General features: G+C 36.1%; 20 protein-coding genes. 10 read left to right on the top strand and 10 right to left on the bottom strand.

Annotated elements, in window-relative coordinates; translation table 11 throughout:
* Nucleotides 1-205: 205 nt before the first annotated feature.
* Complete coding sequence (locus tag J2772_RS11175; protein ID WP_209916609.1) at nucleotides 206-1,810, bottom strand: autotransporter assembly complex protein TamA; 1,605 nt, start codon at nucleotides 1,808-1,810, stop codon at nucleotides 206-208.
* Nucleotides 1,811-1,909: 99 nt separating this feature from the next.
* Nucleotides 1,910-2,704 carry an SDR family oxidoreductase gene (locus J2772_RS11170; protein ID WP_209916607.1) on the bottom strand — a complete coding sequence of 265 codons (795 nt, stop codon included), beginning with the start codon at nucleotides 2,702-2,704 and terminating at the stop codon, nucleotides 1,910-1,912.
* Nucleotides 2,705-3,115: 411 nt separating this feature from the next.
* Here J2772_RS11170 and J2772_RS11165 point away from each other — a divergent pair, with 411 nt between their 5' ends.
* The 3 genes from J2772_RS11165 to J2772_RS11155 all read left to right on the top strand — a co-directional run bounded on the left by J2772_RS11165 (nucleotide 3,116) and on the right by J2772_RS11155 (nucleotide 9,507).
* Nucleotides 3,116-6,004 carry a SusC/RagA family TonB-linked outer membrane protein gene (locus tag J2772_RS11165; RefSeq protein WP_209916605.1) on the top strand — a complete coding sequence of 963 codons (2,889 nt, stop codon included), beginning with the start codon at nucleotides 3,116-3,118 and terminating at the stop codon, nucleotides 6,002-6,004.
* Between the two features lie 23 nt (nucleotides 6,005-6,027).
* Nucleotides 6,028-7,536: a RagB/SusD family nutrient uptake outer membrane protein gene (locus J2772_RS11160; RefSeq protein WP_209916603.1), complete on the top strand. Its 1,509-nt coding sequence runs from the start codon at nucleotides 6,028-6,030 to the stop codon at nucleotides 7,534-7,536.
* Between the two features lie 144 nt (nucleotides 7,537-7,680).
* On the top strand, nucleotides 7,681-9,507 hold the full coding sequence (locus J2772_RS11155) for an alkaline phosphatase (RefSeq protein WP_209916601.1): 1,827 nt from the start codon (nucleotides 7,681-7,683) through the stop codon (nucleotides 9,505-9,507).
* A gap of 166 nt (nucleotides 9,508-9,673) precedes the next feature.
* On the opposite strand, the gene J2772_RS11150 is transcribed toward J2772_RS11155, so the two are convergent.
* The 6 genes from J2772_RS11150 to J2772_RS11125 all read right to left on the bottom strand — a co-directional run bounded on the left by J2772_RS11150 (nucleotide 9,674) and on the right by J2772_RS11125 (nucleotide 15,185).
* Nucleotides 9,674-10,672 (bottom strand): phosphatidylinositol-specific phospholipase C, encoded by a 999-nt coding sequence (locus J2772_RS11150; RefSeq protein ID WP_245365205.1) that lies wholly within the window; start codon nucleotides 10,670-10,672, stop codon nucleotides 9,674-9,676.
* A 227-nt stretch (nucleotides 10,673-10,899) separates the two neighbouring features.
* Nucleotides 10,900-11,580, bottom strand: coding sequence for a hypothetical protein (locus J2772_RS11145; RefSeq protein WP_209916599.1), 681 nt, complete (start codon nucleotides 11,578-11,580; stop codon nucleotides 10,900-10,902).
* A gap of 13 nt (nucleotides 11,581-11,593) precedes the next feature.
* Nucleotides 11,594-12,079, bottom strand: a complete 486-nt coding sequence (locus J2772_RS11140) for a hypothetical protein (RefSeq protein ID WP_209916597.1) — start codon at nucleotides 12,077-12,079, stop codon at nucleotides 11,594-11,596.
* A gap of 75 nt (nucleotides 12,080-12,154) precedes the next feature.
* Nucleotides 12,155-13,381: a 3-phosphoshikimate 1-carboxyvinyltransferase gene (locus tag J2772_RS11135; RefSeq protein ID WP_209916595.1), complete on the bottom strand. Its 1,227-nt coding sequence runs from the start codon at nucleotides 13,379-13,381 to the stop codon at nucleotides 12,155-12,157.
* 68 nt (nucleotides 13,382-13,449) lie between these two features.
* Nucleotides 13,450-13,776 carry a nucleotide pyrophosphohydrolase gene (locus J2772_RS11130; protein WP_045501245.1) on the bottom strand — a complete coding sequence of 109 codons (327 nt, stop codon included), beginning with the start codon at nucleotides 13,774-13,776 and terminating at the stop codon, nucleotides 13,450-13,452.
* Nucleotides 13,776-15,185 (bottom strand): hypothetical protein, encoded by a 1,410-nt coding sequence (locus J2772_RS11125; protein ID WP_209916593.1) that lies wholly within the window; start codon nucleotides 15,183-15,185, stop codon nucleotides 13,776-13,778. The genes J2772_RS11130 and J2772_RS11125 overlap by 1 nt, the downstream gene beginning before the upstream one ends.
* A 182-nt stretch (nucleotides 15,186-15,367) precedes the next feature.
* Here J2772_RS11125 and J2772_RS11120 point away from each other — a divergent pair, with 182 nt between their 5' ends.
* The 7 genes from J2772_RS11120 (at nucleotide 15,368) to guaB (ending at nucleotide 21,920) form a co-directional block, all read left to right on the top strand.
* Nucleotides 15,368-15,619, top strand: coding sequence for a type B 50S ribosomal protein L31 (locus tag J2772_RS11120; RefSeq protein ID WP_027375398.1), 252 nt, complete (start codon nucleotides 15,368-15,370; stop codon nucleotides 15,617-15,619).
* Between the two features lie 247 nt (nucleotides 15,620-15,866).
* A complete protein-coding gene (locus J2772_RS11115; RefSeq protein ID WP_209916591.1) occupies nucleotides 15,867-17,027 on the top strand; it encodes a GlmU family protein in 1,161 nt (386 codons plus the stop codon).
* Between the two features lie 223 nt (nucleotides 17,028-17,250).
* A complete protein-coding gene (locus tag J2772_RS11110) occupies nucleotides 17,251-17,760 on the top strand; it encodes an RNA polymerase sigma factor (protein ID WP_089737897.1) in 510 nt (169 codons plus the stop codon).
* Nucleotides 17,735-18,406, top strand: a complete 672-nt coding sequence (locus J2772_RS11105) for a hypothetical protein (RefSeq protein ID WP_209916589.1) — start codon at nucleotides 17,735-17,737, stop codon at nucleotides 18,404-18,406. The genes J2772_RS11110 and J2772_RS11105 overlap by 26 nt, the downstream gene beginning before the upstream one ends.
* Before the next feature lie 46 nt (nucleotides 18,407-18,452).
* A complete protein-coding gene (locus J2772_RS11100; RefSeq protein WP_209916586.1) occupies nucleotides 18,453-19,733 on the top strand; it encodes a DUF4252 domain-containing protein in 1,281 nt (426 codons plus the stop codon).
* Nucleotides 19,734-19,743: 10 nt separating this feature from the next.
* Nucleotides 19,744-20,244, top strand: coding sequence for a DUF4252 domain-containing protein (locus J2772_RS11095; protein WP_209916584.1), 501 nt, complete (start codon nucleotides 19,744-19,746; stop codon nucleotides 20,242-20,244).
* A 215-nt stretch (nucleotides 20,245-20,459) separates the two neighbouring features.
* Entirely contained in the window at nucleotides 20,460-21,920 is a 1,461-nt protein-coding gene (gene guaB / locus J2772_RS11090; RefSeq protein WP_209916582.1) for an IMP dehydrogenase, read from the top strand.
* Between the two features lie 74 nt (nucleotides 21,921-21,994).
* On the opposite strand, the gene J2772_RS11085 is transcribed toward guaB, so the two are convergent.
* Entirely contained in the window at nucleotides 21,995-22,681 is a 687-nt protein-coding gene (locus J2772_RS11085; RefSeq protein WP_209916571.1) for a T9SS type A sorting domain-containing protein, read from the bottom strand.
* Nucleotides 22,682-22,686: 5 nt separating this feature from the next.
* The gene (locus tag J2772_RS11080; protein ID WP_209916569.1) at nucleotides 22,687-23,280 is read right to left on the bottom strand and encodes a phage tail protein; all 594 of its coding nucleotides are present in this window, start codon (nucleotides 23,278-23,280) and stop codon (nucleotides 22,687-22,689) included.
* Nucleotides 23,281-23,317 lie beyond the last annotated feature (37 nt).

Here is a 23,317-nt window from a genome sequence, read left to right as displayed (position 1 = left end):
TTAATAAAATAGTAAAATGGAGTAGGGTTTTGTAAAGTGATTTTTGTTTCATTACTATGCTGGAAGCTGGATGCCAGAGGTTGGGCGTTTTTTGAACTCAGAAAATAACTGGAACATATGCTATTAGCTTTTAATCATAAGTCTATTATTAAAAATAGTAACCTTATAGCAACTTCAAACTTCCTGCATCCAGCTTCCTTTCTTTTTAAAACCTACTCAGAATTCCCCAATGAATCTTGATATCATTAAATTTGAATGGATTTCCAAACTCATTACCATTCGATAGCTGGAAACTCATCAACCCGATTGGAATGAAGAAATTAAAACCGAGTCCCACACTGTAGAGCTTAGGTTTTACATTCAATGATTTGTTATTGAGCTGTCCATATTGTCCAAAGAGGTCAAAGAAAGCCTGATTGCCGATGAGATACCGATATTCCAGACTTCCGTAATAATAAAAGTCGGCGGCGAGAGAGTTTTCATTAAAGCCCCGCATAGAATTCCAGCCTCCGAAGCGGTAAAGCTCGTTGGCAGAAAACTCAATTTTAGAATCCATCATGGCGCCTTCTGCTTTGATGTTGAGGAAATGGTTCCCTGAAATATGATAATTATGTTCTCCGGAGAAATAAAACTGGTTTTGGGCTGCTTTTATATTTCCTTTGGTATAAGTTGTTGTTAAATAATCGTATCCGGCATTGATTCTTGTTTTGTAAAGAAAAAGATCAATATCGGTGGGCTCGGTCATTTCAAACCAAATCCCGATCCCTTTTTTGTTATAGTCTTTTCCGATAGCGTATAAAGAGTCTATAACAGTTGAGGTTTCTAATGTGGCACGAAGCCCGATTTTGTTACGGTTATTGATATGGTAATAAAATGCAGGAAGGAATTTTACATTGGCAAACGTAGAATCCTGTCTGTAGATGTTGACCTTTGTATTCATCCCCACATTGGATTTAAAAAGATAAGGAATGTCTACCTGGAGATCAAAGTTCTGTCCTTTATCGGGGTTTCTCTGCCAGTATAAATTAACCGTCTCGAAACCATTGAACATATTTCTGAAATTCACATTCATGGTACCATTTAAGGTGAACTTATCCGTTTTATCATTTCCAAACCCAATGACCCCATCAAAGGTATTGGTCTTTTTCTTCTGTAAAAACAGATAAATATTGGTAGAATCTTTGGTGAATAAGGTCTGTGGCTGCCGTTCCAGCATCACGAAAGGATGGCTTTGAAAATTTTTGTTGATGGCCAGCAGGTTTTTTTCATCATAATTCTTTCCCTTGAATTCTTTTTCAAGATTTTTGATGAATCTTTTAGGAACTCTTTCGTACCCTTTTACGACAAATCCATTGATCGTTCTTTTATCATTCTTATTGATATCAAGCTCAATAATAGGATAACCATTTTTCTGACCTTTGTATTTTGACTTTATCCTGCTGAAAGAATACCCATCATCAATATAACTTTTATTGATGCTTTTCTTGGTAGAATCTAAATTCTTCGTGAAAAAATCCCTCTGGATCTTCAGCTTCTGAACAATAGAATCAGAAAGATTTACGTAGGTTTCATTAAGGTTTTTTCCTTTGTCAAAAAAAATCTCTGTACTGTCACCTTTTACTTTTACGTCTTTCAGCTGAGTGAAAAAATAATTATTTTGGGCTAAAGAATCCAGAAATTTTACAGCAGAGGCAGAATCTTTTACTTTTTTCCTAGCCTTTGTTTCTGTATCAATAAGCCAATACTGTTTCTTCTGCGCTTGTGTAAAAACGCAGAACAGGACAAAAAATATTTTTAAAAATAACTTCAATTGGTGATTCCGAATATAAGTTGAAGGCTTGTGAAAAATATAAAAGATTCTTCACTGCATTTCATTCCGTTCAGAATGGCAATGCATTTTATCAATCAACTAGTTTTTATCCAGTTTATTATATTTCTTCATTAAATTCTCGTAAGTTCCCTGAGGAAGAATCCATTTCAAAGGTACTCCGATTTTCTGCCCGAATTTACCAAAATAATAATGAGCTTTCCATTTATTCTTTCCTAAAAGTTTTTCAATGTATTCTGCTACCTCCAATGGTTCAGTTCCGTCATCTACATGGGAATTCATCAAGGCATACACTTTATCGAATACATTTTTATAAGGCTGAGAAACCTGGGCAATCACTCTGTTTTCTGCAATGTTGGTTTTAATATCACCCAAATGCAGAGAGCATACCTCAATATTCCAAGGATACACTTCATACCTCATTGCTTCCGTTACTTTATCCAGAGCAGATTTTGAAGCAGAGTAAAATCCACGGAATGGCAATCCCATTTCACTTCCGATACTGGATACATTGATGATTTTTCCGAATTGCTGTGTTCTCATTGTTGGAAGAATGGCGCTCATCATCTGAACAGGGCCGGCCAGATTAAGACTGAAAAGTTTAAGGATATCTTCCTTGGTAGAATCTTCTACAGCACCTACCATTCCCATTCCTGCATTATTGATAAGAACATCAATTCTGGTTTCGGTTTTCAGTACCTCAGCAATAGCATTTCGAACTGCATTGTTGTCTGTAACATCTGTCGGAATAGATCTGAAATACTGGCTTTCTGTATGTTTTCGGCTTAAACCGTATACTTTGTGTCCTTTTTTACCGAAGTATTCGGCCAAAGCAAATCCAATTCCTGATGAAGTTCCTGTAATGATAATGGTCATTTAATTCGTACTATTTTATGAGTTTTATTTTTCCTATCTGTTAATAATCTGTTTTTGATTATCTGTGAGCAGGGAAAATCTATTTTCAGCAAATGTAAAAAAAGAAAAGGGAAGTATGTTATTTATTAGTCTGGAATACTTCATTGGGAAAGATGTAAATCTGTTGTTTCATTATAGTCTATTGTCTCAGTTGGGTTATAAACTTAAAATAAAGTTAATATCAGTTCTGAATAGAATATCAATAGAATAATTATTTTATTCATTTATAGTATTGAAAATAAGAGGAATAATTTCAGGGTAACGAATCCAGTATTGGTGAAAAACTAAAATTTCTTAATAAAAACATAAGAAAATCTTAATGTAATGGCAGGCAGGGCTGTTCTAATTTTGCGTCTAATTAAAAAGGATGTCATGAATGTATTTAAAATCCCTGTCTCAGTAGCATACTTAACGGGTAGGGTATTACTTATTGGTGCAATTTCAGCTTCACCGATGTTCCTCTCTCAAAAAAAAGACAGCTTAAAAGAAAAATCCATTGACGAGATTGTTGTTGTAGGATACGGAACGCAGAAAAAAAGCAAGGTTTCCGGTGCTGTTGCGGAGGCTTCACTGGATAAACTTACTTCCAGGTCTTTATCCGGAGTAGGAGAAGTTCTTCAAGGAAAAGCTCCTGGAGTAACGGTGGTGAACGAAGGCGGAGATCCTAATGGTTCCCCAAAAGTGAATATCCGTGGTTTAGGAGGGATTAACGGAGAAACTCCTCTTTATGTAGTAGATGGAGTGGTTTTTAACGGAACACCATCCATTAACCCGAATGATATTCAGGATATCTCTGTTCTTAAAGATGCTTCTGCAGCCATTTATGGTGCAAGATCTTCAGGAGGGGTTATTCTTATTACCACTAAAAGAGGAAAAAAGGGGAATCTTACGGTAGATTTTGATGTAAAATACGGAATTAATCAGGCATGGAGATTGAAAGAATCTTTAAATGCTGCCGAATTTCAGGATGTAATGTATCAGGCATTTAGCAATGCAGACAAACTTAGCAATTTACCGAAAGCTTTCAACCCTGCTTTATATCCGGAAGGAAGAATTACCCAAACAGATTGGATGAAGGAAATCTTCAGAACAGGAACCATTCAGGAATATAATATGAACCTTAGTGGCGGAAATGAAAAGTCCCGATACTTTGTAGGGATGAATCATAGAAACCTTGAAGGTATTCTTTTAAATACCCAGGCAAAAAGATATAACTTCAGAGTTAATTCTGAACATAAAGTAAAAGATTGGTTAACCATCGGAGAAAATATGTACTACAATTACTCAGATGGAAATACCGCAGATACCAAGAGTGGTTACACAGGAGCTTTAGTAGCGGCAATGTATTATCCACCAAATGTACCTGTTTATACTCCCTCAGGAGCTTTTTCAGGATTACCGATTGATGTGGCAGGCGGATACGGAGATATGATTAACCCGGTTGCTTATCTTAAAAGAATAAGCTTGAGAAATCCTACTCATGAGATTTTGATTAATCCTTATGCAGAGATTACTTTAGCAAAAGATTTAAAATTCAGATCTAACTTTTCGCAAACCTTTAAACTTGGAAATGTAAAAAACTTTACATACAGGGTTCTTGAGATCGGAAAGATCTTTGATTCCAATAATCTGGAATATCAATCCAACAATTCGTCTACTGCTTTGGCAGAACAGCTCCTAACATATAAAATTGCTGCGGGTAAACATAATTTTGATTTCCTTGGTGGTTTTACTTTCCAGAAAACGATTGAGGAAGGATTCCTGGCAAAGTCTTATGATTTCAGAAGTGAGGCTGAAGTTTTCCAACATCTGCAGAATGCAGCGGATACCAACAAGGAAGTTTCCAGTTATAAATACAAACAGGCTTTGGTATCTTATCTTGCAAGAGTAAACTATGATTATGCCGGAAAATATATTGTGAGTGTATTGGGAAGAAGAGACGGATCTTCTTTGGTAGCCAAGCAGAATCGTTTTGCCAATTATTATGCCCTTTCAGGTGCATGGGTAGTTTCTAAAGAAAACTTTATGCAGGATATTTCATGGCTTTCAAGCTTAAAGCTAAGAGGAAGTTATGGTATCCTGGGGAATCTGGGAGGTATTTCTCCACAGGCGGTAAATCCGCTAATGACCAGAGATAACAATATTATTTTCGGGCAGGATCCTTCTCAGAATATTGCTTATTATGCCACTACACGTCCCAATCCGGATCTGAAATGGGGAAAATCTGAGCAAACCAACTTTGGGGTAGATGCTTCATTCCTGCAAAACAGTCTTTCTTTACAGTTTGATTACTTTGTGAAGAATTCCAAAGATCAGATCTTCAAAGTAAATTTGCCAAGTACATCTACTTATAATGACCAGTATGTAAATGCCGGATTATTTCAGGATAAAGGATATGAATTAGGAATTAATTATAACAGCAAAAAGTCCGGAGATTTCACCTATTCCATTGGAGCAACTTTTAGTCAACTAAAAAATACGGTGAAGCAGTTGGCAGATGTAGATGAGATATTTATCAACGATAATGGAGTGAGGGGAGTGTTGAAACCTACCCGCGTAAAAATTGGAGACCCTCTTTATTCTTTTTATGGCTATAAAACAGACGGAATATTCCAGTCTGAAGCAGAAATTAAAAACTATAAAGATGCAAACGGACAGATGATTCAGCCCAATGCTAAACCGGGAGACATTAAATTCCTGAAAAAGGAAGGAAATACAGGAACTCTCAATAACAAGGATTTTGTAAATCTGGGAAGCCCATATCCTAAGTTCTCTTACGGATTCTCTTATAATATGACATGGAAAAACTTTGACCTGAATGTATTCTTCCAGGGAGTATATGGAAATAAAATTTTCAACGGGTTAAAGTTTATCTCTTTGAATCCCGGGGGAACAGGGCAGAACTACAATATGGAAAGAGATATTCTTAATGCATGGACGCCGCAAAACACCAATACCAATATTCCAAGACTGGCACAGGGAGATCCAAGTGGTAACTATTCCAAAGTATCGGATTTCTACGTAGAAGATGGTTCTTATCTAAGACTTAAAAATCTTACTATCGGATATTCATTACCACAGGAACTTTACAGAAAATTGGATGTGAATAAAGTGAGAATTTACATCACTACTAACAACTTATTCACCATAACAAAATATACAGGTTTCGATCCTGAAGTAGGAATGAATTCTTATGGTGTAGATACAGGTAGATATCCTCAGGCCCGTTCATTCATATTCGGAGTGGAAGTAGGATTATAATTTAAAATCAAAAAAGTAAAAAAATGAAATTTTTCAATAAAATATTTTTAGTATCAGGAATATCCGCCATACTTCTGTCATGTACAGGAGAATTGGATGTTCAGCCGGAAGGAACGCCTACAGAAGCCAGTTTCTGGAAAACAGAAAATGATCTGATTACTGGTGCTAATGCCATGTACAAACCTTTGTTTGATAGTGAGTTTTACGGAAGAGGGCTTTTCTGGTTCATCAATGCAAGTGATGATATGGTTACCGGAAGAATAAGAGGTGAAGCAGACAATGCTAAAAACTTCAGCAGTAACTATATCGCAGCAGGTGATCTTGAAACCCAGTGGAATAAAAGATACAATGTAATTGGGGTAGCTAACCGTGTCATCCGTAATATTGATAATATCCAGACTTCCGTGGCAATTAAAAACCAATATCTGGGAGAAGCTTTATTCATGAGCGGTAGAATGTATTTTGAGTTAGCCTCTAACTATGGTAATGAAAAAGCTGGAATTCCTATTATAGACCGTACTAAAGAGCCGGATCCTAATCCAATCCCAAGAGCGGCAAATGTGAAGATGAATTACGACTATATCGTGGCTGATCTGAAAAAAGCAGCAGAATTATTGCCAAGCCAGGCAGAACTTCCAGCAAAAGATTATGGAAGGCCACATAAAGCAGCTGCATGGGCATTGCTTGCTAAAGTATATCTGTTTATGAAAGATTGGAATAACGCAGAATACTGGGCAAATGAGGTGATGACAAAAGGAAACAGAAATCTTCTGGGTAATTATGCAGATGTTTTCAAGGCTGAAAATAACTTCAGTACAGAATATATCTGGTCTGTTACCAGTACTCCTAAATTTACGGGAGTTGGAAGTATTCTTCCTGGGGTAATGCTTGAAAATAAAGGTTGGGGAGATTATAACGGCTGGGGATATTTTCAGCCCACAAAAGAATTGTATGATGAGTTTGAAGCCGGAGATCTTAGGAGAAATGTAACTATTCTTAAAGAGGGAGATCAGTTTACCTTTAATGGACAGGTAAGAACGTATAGTACATCGAATTCAGCTACAAAAGCTCAGTTTAATAAATATATGGATCCTTTCAAATATCCATTGAAATCTGGACATGTTAATGGAAATGGAGATTATCCTTGTACAGATCTTGCCGTTCCCATTATGCGTTATGCTGAGGTAATCCTTATTAAGGCTGAAGCTTTAATTATGCAGGGTAAATCAGCAGATACGGAGATCAATATGATCAGGAAACGCGCAGGTTTAGCTCCTAAAACGGGTTGTACATTGGCAGATCTGAAACATGAAAGGCGTTGTGAACTTGCCGGCGAGTGGGCAGACAGACACAGGGATCTTGTACGTTGGGGAGACGCACAGGCAACATATGCCAAAGCACTTCACGGAATGGATGGAAAAGAAGTTTGGGCACCAAGAAACTTCAATCCGGCTGTTCATAATGTTTGGGCGGTTCCGCAGGCTGAGATTGTGAACAGCCACGGTGTGATTAAACAAAACGAAGGTTGGTAAAATTGTAACCTTATATATTATCTACTATATCATTGCAGGAACTCTGTGATGATATAGTCTTTTTAAAAGGGAGTATGGAATATTGATGTTTACGGCTATGTGAGCTATTCTATTCATCCTAATAAAAACTATAAAAATTGACGAATGAAATTATCAAAAATATTGGGTTTGCTGGCCCTTGCTGTTTTTTCTGAAAATCAAGCACAGAATTATTTGAATTATAATGTAGGGAATGCTCACTCTCACAATGATTATATGCAGGAGATCCCTTTTTGGCAGGCATATTATGCCAACTTTGGATCCATTGAAGCAGATGTTTTTCTGGTGAAAGGAAAGCTTTGGGTAGCCCATACAGAAAAGGAACTTTCTGCAGACAGAACACTGGAAAATCTTTATCTGGATAATATTTCAAAACAGATAAAACTGAACAAAGGGAATATTTATAAAGATACAAGCAAAAAGCTCCAACTATTGATTGATATTAAGCAGGATTATAAGACCACTCTGGCTGCATTAGTCAATATATTGAAAAAATATCCTGAAATTACGGGTAATTCGGGGGTGAAAATTGTAATTACAGGTGGGAGACCTCAACCAGGAGATTTTAAAAACTATCCCAATTATCTTTATTTTGATGGTGATCTGACTAAAGACTATTCTGCCGATCAGTTAAAAAGAATCGGAATGTTCAGCGCAGATTTACCGGAACTTGTAAAATGGAATGGAAAAGGAATTCCAAGAGATGAAGAAACGGAGAAAATCAAAAAAGCTGTAGATAAAGCACATGCCCAACAAAAACCAATGCGTTTTTATGGCGCTCCTGATTTTCCTAATGCGTGGGTGAACCTGATGGATGTGGGTGTGGATTATATCAATACCGATCATATTCCGGATCTTAAAAAATTCATGAATACCATTCCAAAGAATTTCTATAAAAACACTAAAGAATATGCTACCTACACGCCAACCTATAAAACGGATGGTATCAGCAAAAAAGTAAAAAATGTAATCCTTTTGATTCCGGATGGAACTTCCTTACCACAATATTATGCGGCCTTTACAGCCAATAAAGGAAAACTGAATGTTTTCAATATGAAATCTACAGGATTATCCAAAACCAATTCATCCAATGCCTATGTTACCGATTCAGCACCGGGATCTACAGCATTTGCGACAGGGGTGAAGACTAAAAATACATTTGTAGGGGTAGATGGTACTGGTAAAGCTATTGCACAGATTCCGGATATTATTGCTGCCAAAGGGTTGGTTTCAGGACTGATCTCTACTGGTGATGTAACAGATGCCACTCCGGCAGATTTTTACGCACATTCTGATAACAGGAATAGCTCTGAACCTATTCTGAAAGATTTTGCTGCTTCTAAAGCTAAAATTCTCATCGGAGGACCAACCAGTGGATTGACTCAAGAAACTGAACAAAAATTAAAAGAGGCTAAAGTAGATATTTATCAAAGCCTGAAATCAGCGGAGAAAATCAATAACAGAACTTTGATTATTGATCCTTTGGCTTCACAAAGAATGACTAATGGAAGAGGGAACTGGCTGGCAGATGCTTTTGATGTAACCTTAAATGATCTGAAGAACAATAAAAAAGGATTTTTTATGATGGTGGAAGCCTCACAAACCGATGGTGGCGGACACAGTAACAATATAGAACAATTGGTTACCGAGCTATTGGACTTCGATCATGTGGTAGGGAAAGCTATGAAATTTGCAGATGAAAATAAAGAAACACTCGTGGTAGTTGTGGGAGATCATGAAACAGGTGGTTTAACGCTTTTGGATGGAAGTCTGAAAGACGGTTGGATATTCGGAAATTTCAGTACCAACGATCACACTTCTATTCCATCAAGTGTTTTTGCCTACGGTCCTAATTCCAAAGAATTTACAGGATTGTTTGAAAATACAGAAATTTTCAACAAAATCATGGCAGCTTATGGTATTGAAAAATAGTTGAATACCTATTCTTGGTAATACATGTCGTCGTCTTTAAGGGCGACATTTTTGTTTGTTATTCTCTGATTTAGCAGATGAATAAAAATCGGCGTAATCAGCTAGCATAAAAAAAGCTGCCCCAAAAGAGAGGCAGCTTCATGGTGACAATTTATATTTAACTACACTAAAAATTAGTTTTTACAATCAGCTCTGCCAGTTCAGCATTTACAAAATCAACAGGCATAATCCCATAAGATCCTTTTGTGTTGGTTTGGAAGAATGTTTTAAGTTTCGGATTAATAGCATTGGAAACGCTAGGAATGCTTGGAATTCCGAATATTCCCGGTTTATAACCACTTGTGAAATTGATGAAAAGTCTGTCACTATTGCTGTTTTTAGCTTCATTAAACAGATTGGAAATTCCGTTCCATTTATCATCATTATTGGTTACTTTATAATAATCCTGAACCTTAAGCTGAGCACCTGGATTATTAATCTCAAAAGTTGTATTATCTGCCCATGAAGTAGCATTAATTCCTTTAGCAGTTCCGGCTGAAAATCGTCTAAGTAGTCTGATTTTTCCTCTTACTTCTCCCAGGGTTGGAATGTTTGTTCCAAGATCCCATTTTGAGATTTTTTTTTGGATATAAGAATCAAAAGTACTTTCGAAAGATCTTGTTGTATTGGATGCATTATATTCTTCCTTTACAGACATGATGATGGTTTCAGACGGATGACTTTCAAGAAATGCATAACAGGCATTCAAAACATCATCAAAATTTAAATTCTGATAAATAGCACCATGATGGATCGTAAATGAATTATCAATATGTCTGCAACGAATATCCAGGAATCGAACTCCTGCATTCAGCTGTTCAGCAATACTGAGGTCTTGTGTTTTCGCTGTACCTGTTACTACAGGGGCATCTATGCGCGCTCCGGAATCATGTGTCCCGGGAATTGAAATTTTTGAAATTGAAATATTATCCTGTAATCCAGCCATCCAGCTGTTCATTTCCACAGGAAGCAGAGATGCCGATTTATAGCTTGCTTTGCTCACAGATGTAAGACCTGTTTCATTAGAATCCCTTTCTACCACTCCTTCAGAACAGGAAAAGAAAACCGTTGCAGTGGCAATACTAAGCGTAAAGTTTTTTACATATTTCATTGGGTACTTGAACATAGTTTATATTTTAATTGTATTTAAAATTAAGAATATGTCAAGCAATAAGGAGTTAATTTAACTTTAAAAGATAATTAAGTTGTTGGGTGCGGATGAGGCGGGAAGCTAGGAGCTGGAAGAGGGGAGTGCTCTAAGTCAGTAAGGAGATATGTTTGTTTTATAAACGTTACTGCTAAATCAAATGTTTAGCATATGTTTTATGGAGTAAATGACTTCATGCTTCCCCCTTAAAACACAAAATCTTCCTTCGAATCCGGAATTTTGAACCTATGTTCTCCTATTCTGAAATCATCCATTTTAATAAGAGTCTTAAGTTTATGAATAAATTCCTTGTGAAAGTTTTCCGGTATTTTAGCATTATCATCACATGATGAATACTCTTTGTCTACAATAACTTTTCCTGTAGAAAAATTGACTTCATTGGTAAAATCAAAACCGCAGTTATCTGCAAAATTATCATACGAACCTATCAGATAAAAATCACTATTTTGGAATCTGAAGGTATGTTTATTAATCTGGGTGTGTCTTGAATTGGTGGAAAAATGTTGCTCTACCACCAAACAATTATTTTTTATTTGAATGGTAAGGATATTATCATCAGGATAAAACCCCATTCCGCTTGAATGAAGCAGAGTAGTATTCTCTTTCCAGATCTTAAGCTGGCCCTGTTCGTTTTTCAGAATGTAGAAAACTCTTTTATAATCTTTTTTTCCGGGAGCTCTTTCGTAATCGGATGCTGTTTTATCTGTGTCAAATACAAGAACCGTTTCATCTTTTCCGTCTTTATCCAAATCACCTTTTATCTCAGTCACTTTTTTATAGTTTTTCGGAACAGAAAAATCATTCAGGTTTTGAGCGTAAAAATCTGAAATAATAAAAAGGAAAATAAAAAGAAAAAGTTTTTTCATAACAACATTGAAATTACAGACCTGTGTCATCTTTCTCTACCAATCCTATGTCTTCCAGATTGCAAAGGCAACCTTTAATGCTTTTATAAATTCCTGTAATATCTGTTGATTTTCCTTTGCTGTCTATAACTGTGATTCCTGTAGAAAGTGATCCATCTTCGGCATAGTAAGATTTGAAAAGTGAATAGGTGTAACCATTATTTAAAAAGGTAAGATATTCCAGATCCATTCCTGCATTTTGTTTCCCACCACCTCTGTGATAAGATTTGTATTTGAATTGTTTCCAGCTGTCTTTATTTCTTTCCGAAGGAAATTCCATTTCTACATGGTCTTTACTCCCGAATCGGTACTGAATATATTCATTCCCTTTATCCTTTACCAATGTCATTTTTTTTCCGGCTTTGGTATCAAAGGAATAAATAACTTCTTCATTAGATCTCAGATATTGTGACCAAAGAACGGTAGGAATCAGGAACAATAGTAAGATTAGATATTTCATGGCTATGGCATTTTATATATGCAGTAATTTGGAATAAGGATCATTCACCCATTCTCAAATTACCACATTTTCAAATTAATTAGTCGTTACACTGGCAAGATCTTCCCAGAACATCGGGTAAGATTTTTCCACTACATCTTCATCTTCAATATAAAGCTCTCCAATCAGGCAGTAAGGCGCAAAGCTCATAGCCATCCTATGATCCTGATATGTTTTGATTGAAATTTGATCTTCCGGTTCTCCGAAACTCACTGAGTTAATGGTTAAATCAGTAATTTCTGTTTCAGTACCCAGTTTCTTAAGTTCATTATATAAAGCCTGAAGTCTGTCTGTTTCTTTTACTCGTAATGTTCCCAATCCTGAAATTTCAAAAGGAATTTTTAATGCCGCAGCTGTTACACAAAGAGTTTGTGCAATATCCGGGCAGTTGTTCATATCAAGAATGATTTTTTCAGGGAAAGAAAAATCTGGCTGAGGTTGCAAAGTCAGTTGATGTTCAGCTTCAGAATAGGTTGTTTTAATTCCGAAGAAATCCTCATAAATTTTTGCAATGGCAGAATCACCTTGAGTAGATTCTTTGTAGAAGCTTTTCAGATGAATGGTTTCTCTTCCCAAAGCACAAATAGAGTAGAAGTAAGAAGCGGAGCTCCAGTCACTTTCCACTTCATAGCCTTTTGTGGAAGATTTATGATTAGGTTTGAAAGGTTGTACTTTAATGGTATTGCCTTCAAAGCTGTTTTTAATTCCAAATCTTGTCAGGATATCAAGCGTCATTTCAATATAAGATCTTGAAGTAACCTCACCCACAAGGTTAATCTCCAACCCATTTTCAAGTTTTCCTGCAATAAGAAGAAGAGAAGTGATAAACTGGCTGGAAATATTCGCCGGAACATTTACAGAAGTCTGTGTAATCTTTTTTCCGGTAATTTTTAAAGGGGGGAACCCTTCATTTTCCATATACTCAATTTCAACACCAAGATCTTTCAAGGCATTTACCAGATTTTTGATGGGTCTTTCTTTCATTCTTCCGGAACCGGTAAGGATGGTTGTTTTTCCTTCCTGGATAGAGTAGTAGGAGGTAAGAAAACGCATAGCTGTTCCTGCATGGTGAATGTCCACCACATCCGTAGCCTCAGACAATGCCTTTTTCAGTAGTTGGGTATCCTGAGAATTGGATAAATTCCCGATTTTTATATTACTAAACAGGCTTTCCAGAATCAATAAACGATTCGAAATACTTTTCGAACCGCTAATCTGTATTGTTTTATTTCCTATTAATGTTGATTTTTCTAGCTTCTTCATTATTTCTTCATATTTCAATCCTGATACCAGATTTCAGACCTTTATATCTGTATCTGAAATCCGGAATCTTATTTTAATTTTTCATTATTCTGATGCCGCTCCTTATCGCGGTCAGTTTTGATTTTCATTTTTCTGTCAAAAGCATCCTGTAGATTAACTCCAGTTTGGTTAGCCAGACATAAGGTTACAAAAAGAACATCAGCCAGTTCTTCACCAAGATCCTTATTTTTATCACTTTCCTTTTCGCTTTGCTCACCGTATCTTCTGGCGATGATTCTGGCTACTTCACCTACTTCCTCAGTCAGCATAGCCATATTGGTAAGTTCATTAAAATATCTTACACCAATGGTCTTGATCCATTCGTCAACCTGCTGTTGTAATTGAGTAATTTCCATTATTGATAAGCTCCGATCGTAGGATTAGTAGTTCTTGATTCATTCACAATATCAAACGGAACAGTTCCTGCTACAGTAGTATTGCCTTTTCCTTTGGCGGGAGACGTTGTTTTTACTCTTAAATTCATTTTGGCCATGAAATAGTTCATAAACTGTGGATCTTCATTTTTAATGCTCTGCACCACATTTATATTATTATCGAAGGTAAAGCCTGCTTCGGAAGTACTTGAGTATTTTAACAGACAGTTTTGAATGAAATATTCAAATTGCTGTCCCGGTGTTTGTTCAAACTGAACCGAATTTTCACGATCAGAATATACAATACTGTTGTATAAGTTAAATTGTTGTAAAGCACCTTGCTCTGTCTGCCCGGCAGCGTTTTTCCACTCATTTGTTACGAAAATTCCTTTTCTGTCAAAGGATTCCATAGATTTAGAATAGTTGGTAACTGTAGCATGGGTATAGTTGTGCTTCCCCCCCTTGAAAATCCCGATACATGATAAACCACAGTTATTCATTACTAAATTTTTGGCAGTCACGGTAGAATTTACAGCATACATACCATATTCAAAGAAAGTATGAATGAATGAATTGTTGATATTGGCTGTTGTCTGGTTCATTTCAAGACCTCTGGTTCCGCCAAATAGTCTTGCATGGTTCATATTAAGGATAGAATTGGGTTCCATTTTGATGGAGTTCCAGTTTTTAGAAATCGTATCATAATAAGGATCATTTCTGTCACCACGAAGAATAACCTGTTTGTCCAGAGTTCCGTTAATATTTAAAACTGCATTTGACGAAACCTTCATTCCGCTGTTTTTATGAAAATATACCTTTGTACCAGGGTCTATATCTAAAGTTACATTCTTATCCAGGGTAAGATTTCCGTAGATAATCTTCGCTTTATTATTGGCCCATGTGGTAGAACTTGTAATCACATTAGGATTGGTAGGAGTCTCAATAAAGAACTCCGCATCCTGAACTACCGAGAACAAAGTAACATGCTGTTGTCCGGCAGGACCGGTGAAAATCACTTTGTCTTCAGCAATAGCTTCAGGTCCTGTTGCCTGAGGGGCAATTTCTACATATATATATAGGCTGTCTTTTTTTCTTAGCGGAACATCCTTAAAATCATATCCCGGTTTTCCATCTACATTAATTCTATATAATGAGGTGGCCCCTTTCTCAAGATTTACTCTTGGGATCAGAATATCTTTATCTTCATTATTATATACTTTTACTACATAGGTTTCTGAACGTACCTGATGATAAACCGTATCGCAGAATACTGTGTCTCTTGAAAACCTTAGCTGTTGGGAAGGAGCATCAAAGGTAATATCATCCTTATTACATGATACTGCTACAAGGAGCATCCAGAAAGAAAAAGCCAGTAATAATTTGAATTTCATTGAAATTAATGTTTAGTAAGTTCCAAATTTAACGAAAATACTTTGAATTTCTTATCATGAAAAAAATATTGAATTCAGTATTTGGAAATTAGAAAAAAAGTTGTACTTTTGCAACCTAAAATTAGCAGAGAAATATCCATTACTATTTCGAAAGCAAACTTTAATTTTTTAAAAATAGCATTATGAAAAACGGAATCCACCCAGAAAATTATAGACTTGTTGTTTTCAAAGATATGAGTAACGACGAGGTGTTTCTTTGCAAATCTACTGCAGAAACAAAAGATACTATCGAGTTCGAAGGACAAGAGTATCCTCTAATCAAAATGGAAATCTCTTCAACTTCTCACCCTTTTTACACAGGTAAAGTTAAGTTAGTTGACACTGCAGGTAGAGTTGATAAGTTCATGAACAAATACAAAAAATTCGCTAAGTAATTTTTGTATATTCAAAATATTAAAGCCTTTCAATTTTTTGAAAGGCTTTTTTGTGTTCAATATTTATTATTCTTATAAAATTTCCAGCCAAATATTTAGTCTTCCATTCCCTGTCTATTATCTATCCGTCTATTATCTTTTGTCTTCTCTCCCAACTTCCCCCATCTTTTTGTATTTTTGTTTTTAGGTAGTGAAGGTTTGGCTTTAGGTCCCTGTCTTCTACCTTTTAACCCCTAACTTCTAAAAAATGCAATTAGTATTTTCAGACGCACAATATTGGGAAGACTTTCTTCCGCTTACCTTTACCCGACCGGTTGCAGCCATGCGATGCGGAATTCTTACCTTTTCTGAAAGATGGCAGAGAATTCTGGAGAATACCGAAGTTTCTTATTTTACGGAAATGTATCTTCAGGATAAATTTAAAGCGCCGGAAGAAAAAGAAAGTCTTTTTTTAGTTCCAAACTTTATCCCTACAGCATCTGTTATTCAGCAGATCAAAGATCTTAAGCAGGGGGAAGCTTTAGTCTATGAAGACGAATTGGTAGCGGCGAAGATCAATATGAAAGGATTTTCTCTTCATCAGATAGAAAAAATGACGGACATTAAAGAAGAACTTATCTTCTTTAAAAAACCGAAAGATTTATTTACCTATAACCACCACGCGATTGATTTCGATTTTGACTTACTGACCAAAGGAAGAACTTCTCAGGAATTGTCTTCGACTAATGGTTTTCTGGGTGATAAAAAAGATCTTTTTATTGAAGAAGGAGCTTCCATAGAATTTTCAACGATCAATACAAAAACCGGTAAAATCTATATCGGTAAAAATACAGAGGTGATGGAAGGTTGCCATCTTCGGGGGCCTATTGCACTTTGTGATGATTCTAAATTTAACTTAGGTGCTAAAATCTATGGAGCGACTACCATTGGTCCGCATTGTAAAGTAGGAGGAGAAGTGAACAATATTATTATTTTCGGATACTCCAGCAAAGGACATGAAGGTTTTGTAGGAAATTCTGTGGTTGGCGAATGGTGCAACTTTGGTGCAGATACCAATTCTTCCAATATGAAAAATAACTATGGAAATGTAAGATTCTGGAACTACAGAACCAAAGCTTTTGAAGATACAGGTTTACAGTTTGCAGGCTTGATTATGGGTGACCACTCTAAAACAGCCATCAACACGCAACTGAATACCGGAACTGTAATTGGAGTAGCCTCCAATATCTTCAAACCCGGTTTTCCACCCAACCTTGTGGAAAACTTTTCTTGGGGCGGCTTAAAAGATGATGAAAGATTCAGATTAGATAAAGTCTATGAGGTAGCTGAAAGAGCAATGGCCAGAAGAAAAGTGGCTTTAACGGAAGAAGATAAGGCTATTTTGAAGTATGTTTTTGAGACGTATTAATAAATAAAACCTCCGATTTCGGAGGTTTTATTTATTAATACTATTCAATTTTCCTGATCCATTTCATACAAATGGAAAACAGTACCAGAATAAGAATGTAAAGTTTGTTTATCTCAGTCAATAACTGATAAAAAATAAAAACTTCAAAAATATTTGAAGTTTTTTTATTTTTGATGTAATAGATTGTAAAGACTGGTTGTCTTACCTATAAGAAACAAAACTCATGACCCAAGAAACTTTCAAGAATACGGTGTTTATTCTCAAAGACGAGATGTATCGTTTTGCGAAGCGATTCGTTATGAGTAGTGATGAGGCAGAAGATGTAGTGCAGGATATCATGATGAAGTTCTGGCAGAAGAGGGATGAACTGGAGCAGTTTGGGAACTTAAAATCCTATGCGCTGAAGTCTGTCCGGAACGAATGCCTGAACCGCCTGAAGCATCACGATGTGAAGATAGGCTTTGCGGATATGCAGCTTCACCGGTCGGAACTTTACAGTATGGACGTTGATAACCTTAAAGAATATATTATAGGATTTATTAATCAACTTCCCGAAAAACAGAAGCTGGTGATCCACTTGAAAGATGTAGAAGAGTACGATGTTTCCGAAATTTCTGAAATGCTGGAAATGGAGGAAAATGCAGTAAGGGTAAACCTTATGCGGGCAAGACAAAAAGTAAAAGAACAAATCTCACAACTGATGAGCTATGAAAAAAGATCAATTACAAGATAAATACGACGAAATCTTCCGGGATATAAAGGAAGAAAAAATGGAATGGAGCTTTGATGATTTCCTTCAGCAGGCAGAAAACACAACCTCTGAAGAAAACACAACGCCTATTATTCCTCTTGAAGAAAATAAAAAGCCCTCATTTCCCAAATGGTTCTGGATGGCCGCCAGTGTAACGCTGGTTTTTGGGATCGGATTTTTCCTTAAAACTAATTCCGAAGCAGGAGTTCAGGATAAGGAAAGTATTGTGAAAAATGAAGTATTGAAGCAGAAGTCCAGCTTTATTGAAGAAAACAATAATCACAAGGACCAGGTGGCAGTGAATCATACCGATTCTATTTCAGGGGTTAAAAAAGATTCTATCTTTCAGGAAAATAATGTAGCTGAAAAAGATGTTATGGATGAAATCTTACCGAAAAGAGGAAGACTTAAAAAGGAAAGAAAGCCAAGATATGCAGACAACTCCTCTTTTAAAAATAATACCTCTAAAGATTCTACAGGCTATGAAAATTCTTACGTTATTGTAAACGGTAAAAGAATAGACAATGTAGAAGAAGCTATTAATGTAACAAAATACTCATTCCAGATATTTGCAAATAACGTTAGTGAAAAATTGGCACAGCCTACGGTGGTAGAAGATGATTATTAATCTGAAAAACAGTTGCCATCATTAACTTAAAAAATAAAATTGACTCATGAAAAAACTATTCATAATATTCGCTCTTGCTTTTACCCATTTCTTTAATGTATATGGACAAAAAGATAAATTTGACCAGCTTTTTGATAAATATCAGGAAGTAGAGGGAGTAACTTCCATTAAGATTGCAAAACCTATGTTCGGGATGCTCAGCAGTCTTAATATTGATGATTCCCAGCTGGATCAGATTAAACCGTTATTGTCAAAGATCAACGGACTTAAGATTCTGATTACGGAAAATCCGGAAAAGGGAAATACTGCTGAAGGGCGTAAGGTTCAGACTAACATGTCTCAGTTAAGTAAAGATATTTCTTCTTATTTAAAGAATCTGAACTACAACGAAATCATGTCCGTGAATAATGCCGGAGCTAAAGTAAAATTCCTTTCTGCAGAAGCTAAAAATGGTATTTTGGATGATCTGCTGTTAAGCATCGATGGTGGAAGCGGAGAAAGCATATTTGTAATGCTTGATGGGAAATTGTCTATGGATGATGTAAGCAAGATTATTAACTCCAGTGAGACTAAAAAGAACTCGATTTCCAGCACAAGAAGTAATGCGACTTCAAATAGTAATTCATCTTACCTTAATGGTGAAGCCAGAAATGTAGGTAATTTTTCAGGTATTCAGGTAAGTACGGGTGTAAACGTAATCTTTAAACAGGAAAAACCAACCAGTGTAAAAGTGATTGCCGATTCAGATAAGTTAGAGTATATCATTACCAAGGTGGAAAATGGTGTTTTGAGAATTTATATTGATAATAAAGGAGTAAGAAATCTGAGATTTAAAAATTTAAGTGTTAATGTATCTTCTCCAAGAATGGAAAGTATTGATGCTTCATCAGGTTCTAACCTTACCATCGTAAATTCTATTCAGGAAAAAAATATGAAAATTGATGCTTCATCCGGCTCCAATATTACCGGAGATTTCAAAATTTCAAATGCCGCAACCATTTCAGTATCTTCAGGATCAAACATCAGAGCAGGAATTACAGCCGGTAATATTGGGATTAAAAGTTCAAGCGGTTCTAATATCAGTTTGAGTGGAAAAGCAGATTCAGGAACTATTGATATCAGCAGTGGAGCATTATGTAAAGCTGACGATCTGAAATTTACTTACCTTGAAACGGAAGCAACTTCCGGGGGAAATCTTACCGTAAATGTATCGGATAAATTAAAAGTAAGAGCATCTTCAGGTGGATCTGTCAGATATAGAGGAAGACCGGAAATAGATGCTAATATCAGTAAAACATCAGGCGGACTACTAAGACCAATGGATTAAAATAATCACCATGAAAACGCTCAGAATTATTTTCTTATCACTTTTGATAATAGGTGCCCTTCAGTCTTGTATTGTTTCAGAAAAACCAAATATGGATTTCTTTTCAGACTCTAAGTATGACTTTAAGGAAGCTAAGTTTACAAGTTTTAATGTGCCGTTATTGCTGGCTAAGCCATATATTAAAAAGGCTTTGAAGAAAGAAGGAGAAAGTGAAGAACTTATTAACCTTATTAAAAAGGTTTCGAAAATAAAGGTTCTTACCGTAGAAAATGGGAGTAAAGAAATGCTTAATGATTATGCTAAGTTTTTGAACAATAATCAATACGAAGACTGGGCTACCATAAAACATAACGGCGAAAATGTGAATCTGCGTGTAAAGCAAAAGGGTGAAGCTATTAAAAACATGCTGATTACAGTGAATTCAGATAAGGAATTGGTCTTTGTAGATGTAAAAGGGAGCTTTACTCCTGACGATATTTCAAAAATGATCAATGCCGTTTCAGATAAATAGAAAAATGATTAAAACCTCATATTATTCTTTAATCATCAAGAAAAATTAATTGTCGCAAGTAGTTTCAGACATACTAAATTTATTTTGTAAAGGAAAACCGTTCTTAAAAAGAGCGGTTTTTCGATTTAACTTATTGATTATTAATTTTTATTTAAACTATTAAAAATGATTTTCATATGTCATTAAAATAGCCTAATTTTGCAAAGAAAGTAAAGATGTCTATTCATAACAAAATTGTAGAGACAGCCATCACTTTCGATGACGTTCTTCTAGTCCCTTCTTATTCAGAAGTTTTACCTAACCAGGTTTCATTAAAATCAAGACTTACCGACAAAATAACGCTGAATGTTCCGATAGTTTCCGCTGCAATGGACACTGTTACTGAAGGTGATTTAGCTATTGCCCTGGCAAGAGTTGGAGGTTTAGGCTTTATCCACAAAAACATGACGATTGCCGAGCAGGCAGCACAGGTGAACCGAGTAAAACGTTCCGAAAACGGGATGATCTCAGATCCGGTTACCCTATCAAAAGACTACACTTTAGGACAGGCTAAAGAGATGATGGCTAAGTTCAAAATCTCAGGACTTCCTGTAGTGGATGCTGATAATGTTCTTATCGGAATTATTACCAACAGAGATGTAAAATATCAGGAAAATCTTGATGTGAAAGTAGAGGAGATCATGACGAAAGAAAACCTGATCACTTCAGACAAAGATACCAATCTTGAAAAAGCAAAAGAAATCCTTCTTAGAAGCAGAGTTGAGAAATTACCTATCGTAGATAAGGATAACAAGCTTGTAGGTTTAATTACTATTAAAGATATCGATAATCAACTAGAATATCCAAATGCCAATAAAGACCAGAACGGCCGTCTTATCGTGGGTGCCGGAGTGGGAGTGGGAGAAGATACTTTAGACAGAATTGAAGCTTTAGTGCAGGCTGGAGTGGATATTATAGCGATTGACTCTGCTCATGGGCATTCTAAAGGTGTTTTAGATAAAATTTCTGAAATCAGAAAAGCATATCCAACTTTAGATATCGTAGGAGGAAATATCGTAACCGCTGAAGCAGCTGCAGATCTTATCAAAGCAGGAGCTAATGTTCTTAAAGTAGGTGTTGGTCCAGGTTCAATCTGTACAACCAGAGTAGTTGCCGGAGTTGGGGTGCCTCAATTATCAGCAATTTATAATGTTTACGAATATGCTAAATCTCAAAACGTAGCTGTTATTGCAGATGGTGGGATCAAGCTTTCCGGAGATATTGTAAAAGCTATTGCAAGTGGAGCAGGAGCAGTAATGCTAGGATCCCTGTTAGCAGGTACAGACGAAGCACCGGGAGAAGAAATTATTTTCCAGGGAAGAAAATTCAAGTCTTACCAGGGAATGGGAAGTCTTTCTGCCATGAAGAGAGGAGGAAAAGAAAGATATTTCCAAAGTGAAGCTAAGAAATTCGTTCCTGAAGGAATTGAAGGAAGAGTACCACACAAAGGAAAACTAGAAGATGTGATTTTCCAGTTAACCGGAGGTTTAAGAGCCGGTATGGGATATTGTGGAGCTAAAGATATTGAAGCTTTACAAAAAGATTCCAAATTGGTAATGATTACAGGAAGCGGATTGAAAGAATCACACCCGCATGATGTAATTATTACACAGGAAGCTCCAAACTATTCTTTATAAAGAGTATTCATAATATAGAAAAGACTGTCTTATCATAAGGCAGTCTTTTTTTATTCGATTTTAAAATATCCTATTTATTTTTTTACAAATTTAAACTCATGAGATTGCATCCCCCGGGTTTTGATTTTTAATACATAAACACCTGATGTAAGCTGTGAAACATTCACTTTTGAATCAAATACTTCAGACCTTATAAGTCTTCCGTCAATATTGTAAATCTGTATAACTTGTCCATCATTAATCCCTGAAATTTGGATGAAATCTGAAACAGGATTAGGGAAAACTTGAATTTTACCTTTAGAAACTTCTTGTATTCCAAGTGCGGGACCCTGTACGTCACCGGTCATTGTAGAATTGCCAGTTGTAAGATTTCCATTACAGTCTCCGTTTGTTACAGTTGTATTTTCAATCCAGATTCCGGCATTATTGCCTGGAGGTATGGAGAGAGAGTTATTTCCTGTGGAGTTGTAATAAATTAAAAAAGGGCTAGTAAACGTTCCGTCTCCTTCATCACCAAGAAATTCCCATCTTGTAAGGGTATTGTTCCATTGAATTTTAAACTCACAGTTCCCCAATCCGCTACAAGGCTGCTGATCGTTAATAGGGGTTGTCATATAAATGTTTTTATTAAAAGCATCTACTCCTATTTTGTTGAAGGTAAAATTCTGATCTTCAAACAGATTATGACACCCGTTAAAAGTGATTGTCTGGGCTGAAGCTGAGCATACAAGCACCAGACATAGTAAGTAGAGAAATTTCATAGTTTTTAATTTTGTGATGGATATACTCCGGTTAATGCAATAATACATTTCAGAGTAAGAAATGGTGGTCTGTTTTCGTGAGCCTGATTTCCTCCGGTATTGTTCAGCATTGTACTCTTCATTGTAGTATTTGCTGCTGCATCTGAATATTCTTTATCCAGAACTTTTGTATTGGCAGGAAGGCTTCCAGTAGGGGCATTTTGGTTACCGTCGGTAGTCACTGCATTTACTGTGTGGTTGTGTGCAGGTATTTGTGTTACTGTTAAGGTGACACTTTCAGCACCGCCAATCTGTCCCATCGTGTAAGTTGTTGGTCCTCCGGGAGCCTGCCCATTGTGAACAAGCACTCTTCCTCTCATGTCTGGTAAAGCAAATGTTGTAATACCATTTCCTCCATAAGTAGTTCCTAAAAGGGAAAAAAGAGCTTGATTTTGAGCAATTGGCAGAATTTGTCCATTACATTCAGCCCAGTTCTTTGGGACAAAAGTATAAGGAACAAAAGCTATTTGTCCTAAAAAAGGCTCGCTTGCCTGAGCTTTTAGTGCAGGAGCTAATATACCGCTAAGCACTAATGTGCATGCTAAAAATAAGTTTTTCATGATAATTGATTTTTACTGGTATAAATGTAAAAAGAAA

Source organism: Chryseobacterium jejuense, assembly GCF_017877355.1.
Taxonomy (GTDB): Bacteria; Bacteroidota; Bacteroidia; order Flavobacteriales; family Weeksellaceae; genus Chryseobacterium; species Chryseobacterium jejuense_A.
The sequence above is the reverse complement of the archived record's forward strand: the minus strand, read 5'-3'. Positions and strand labels throughout refer to the sequence as shown.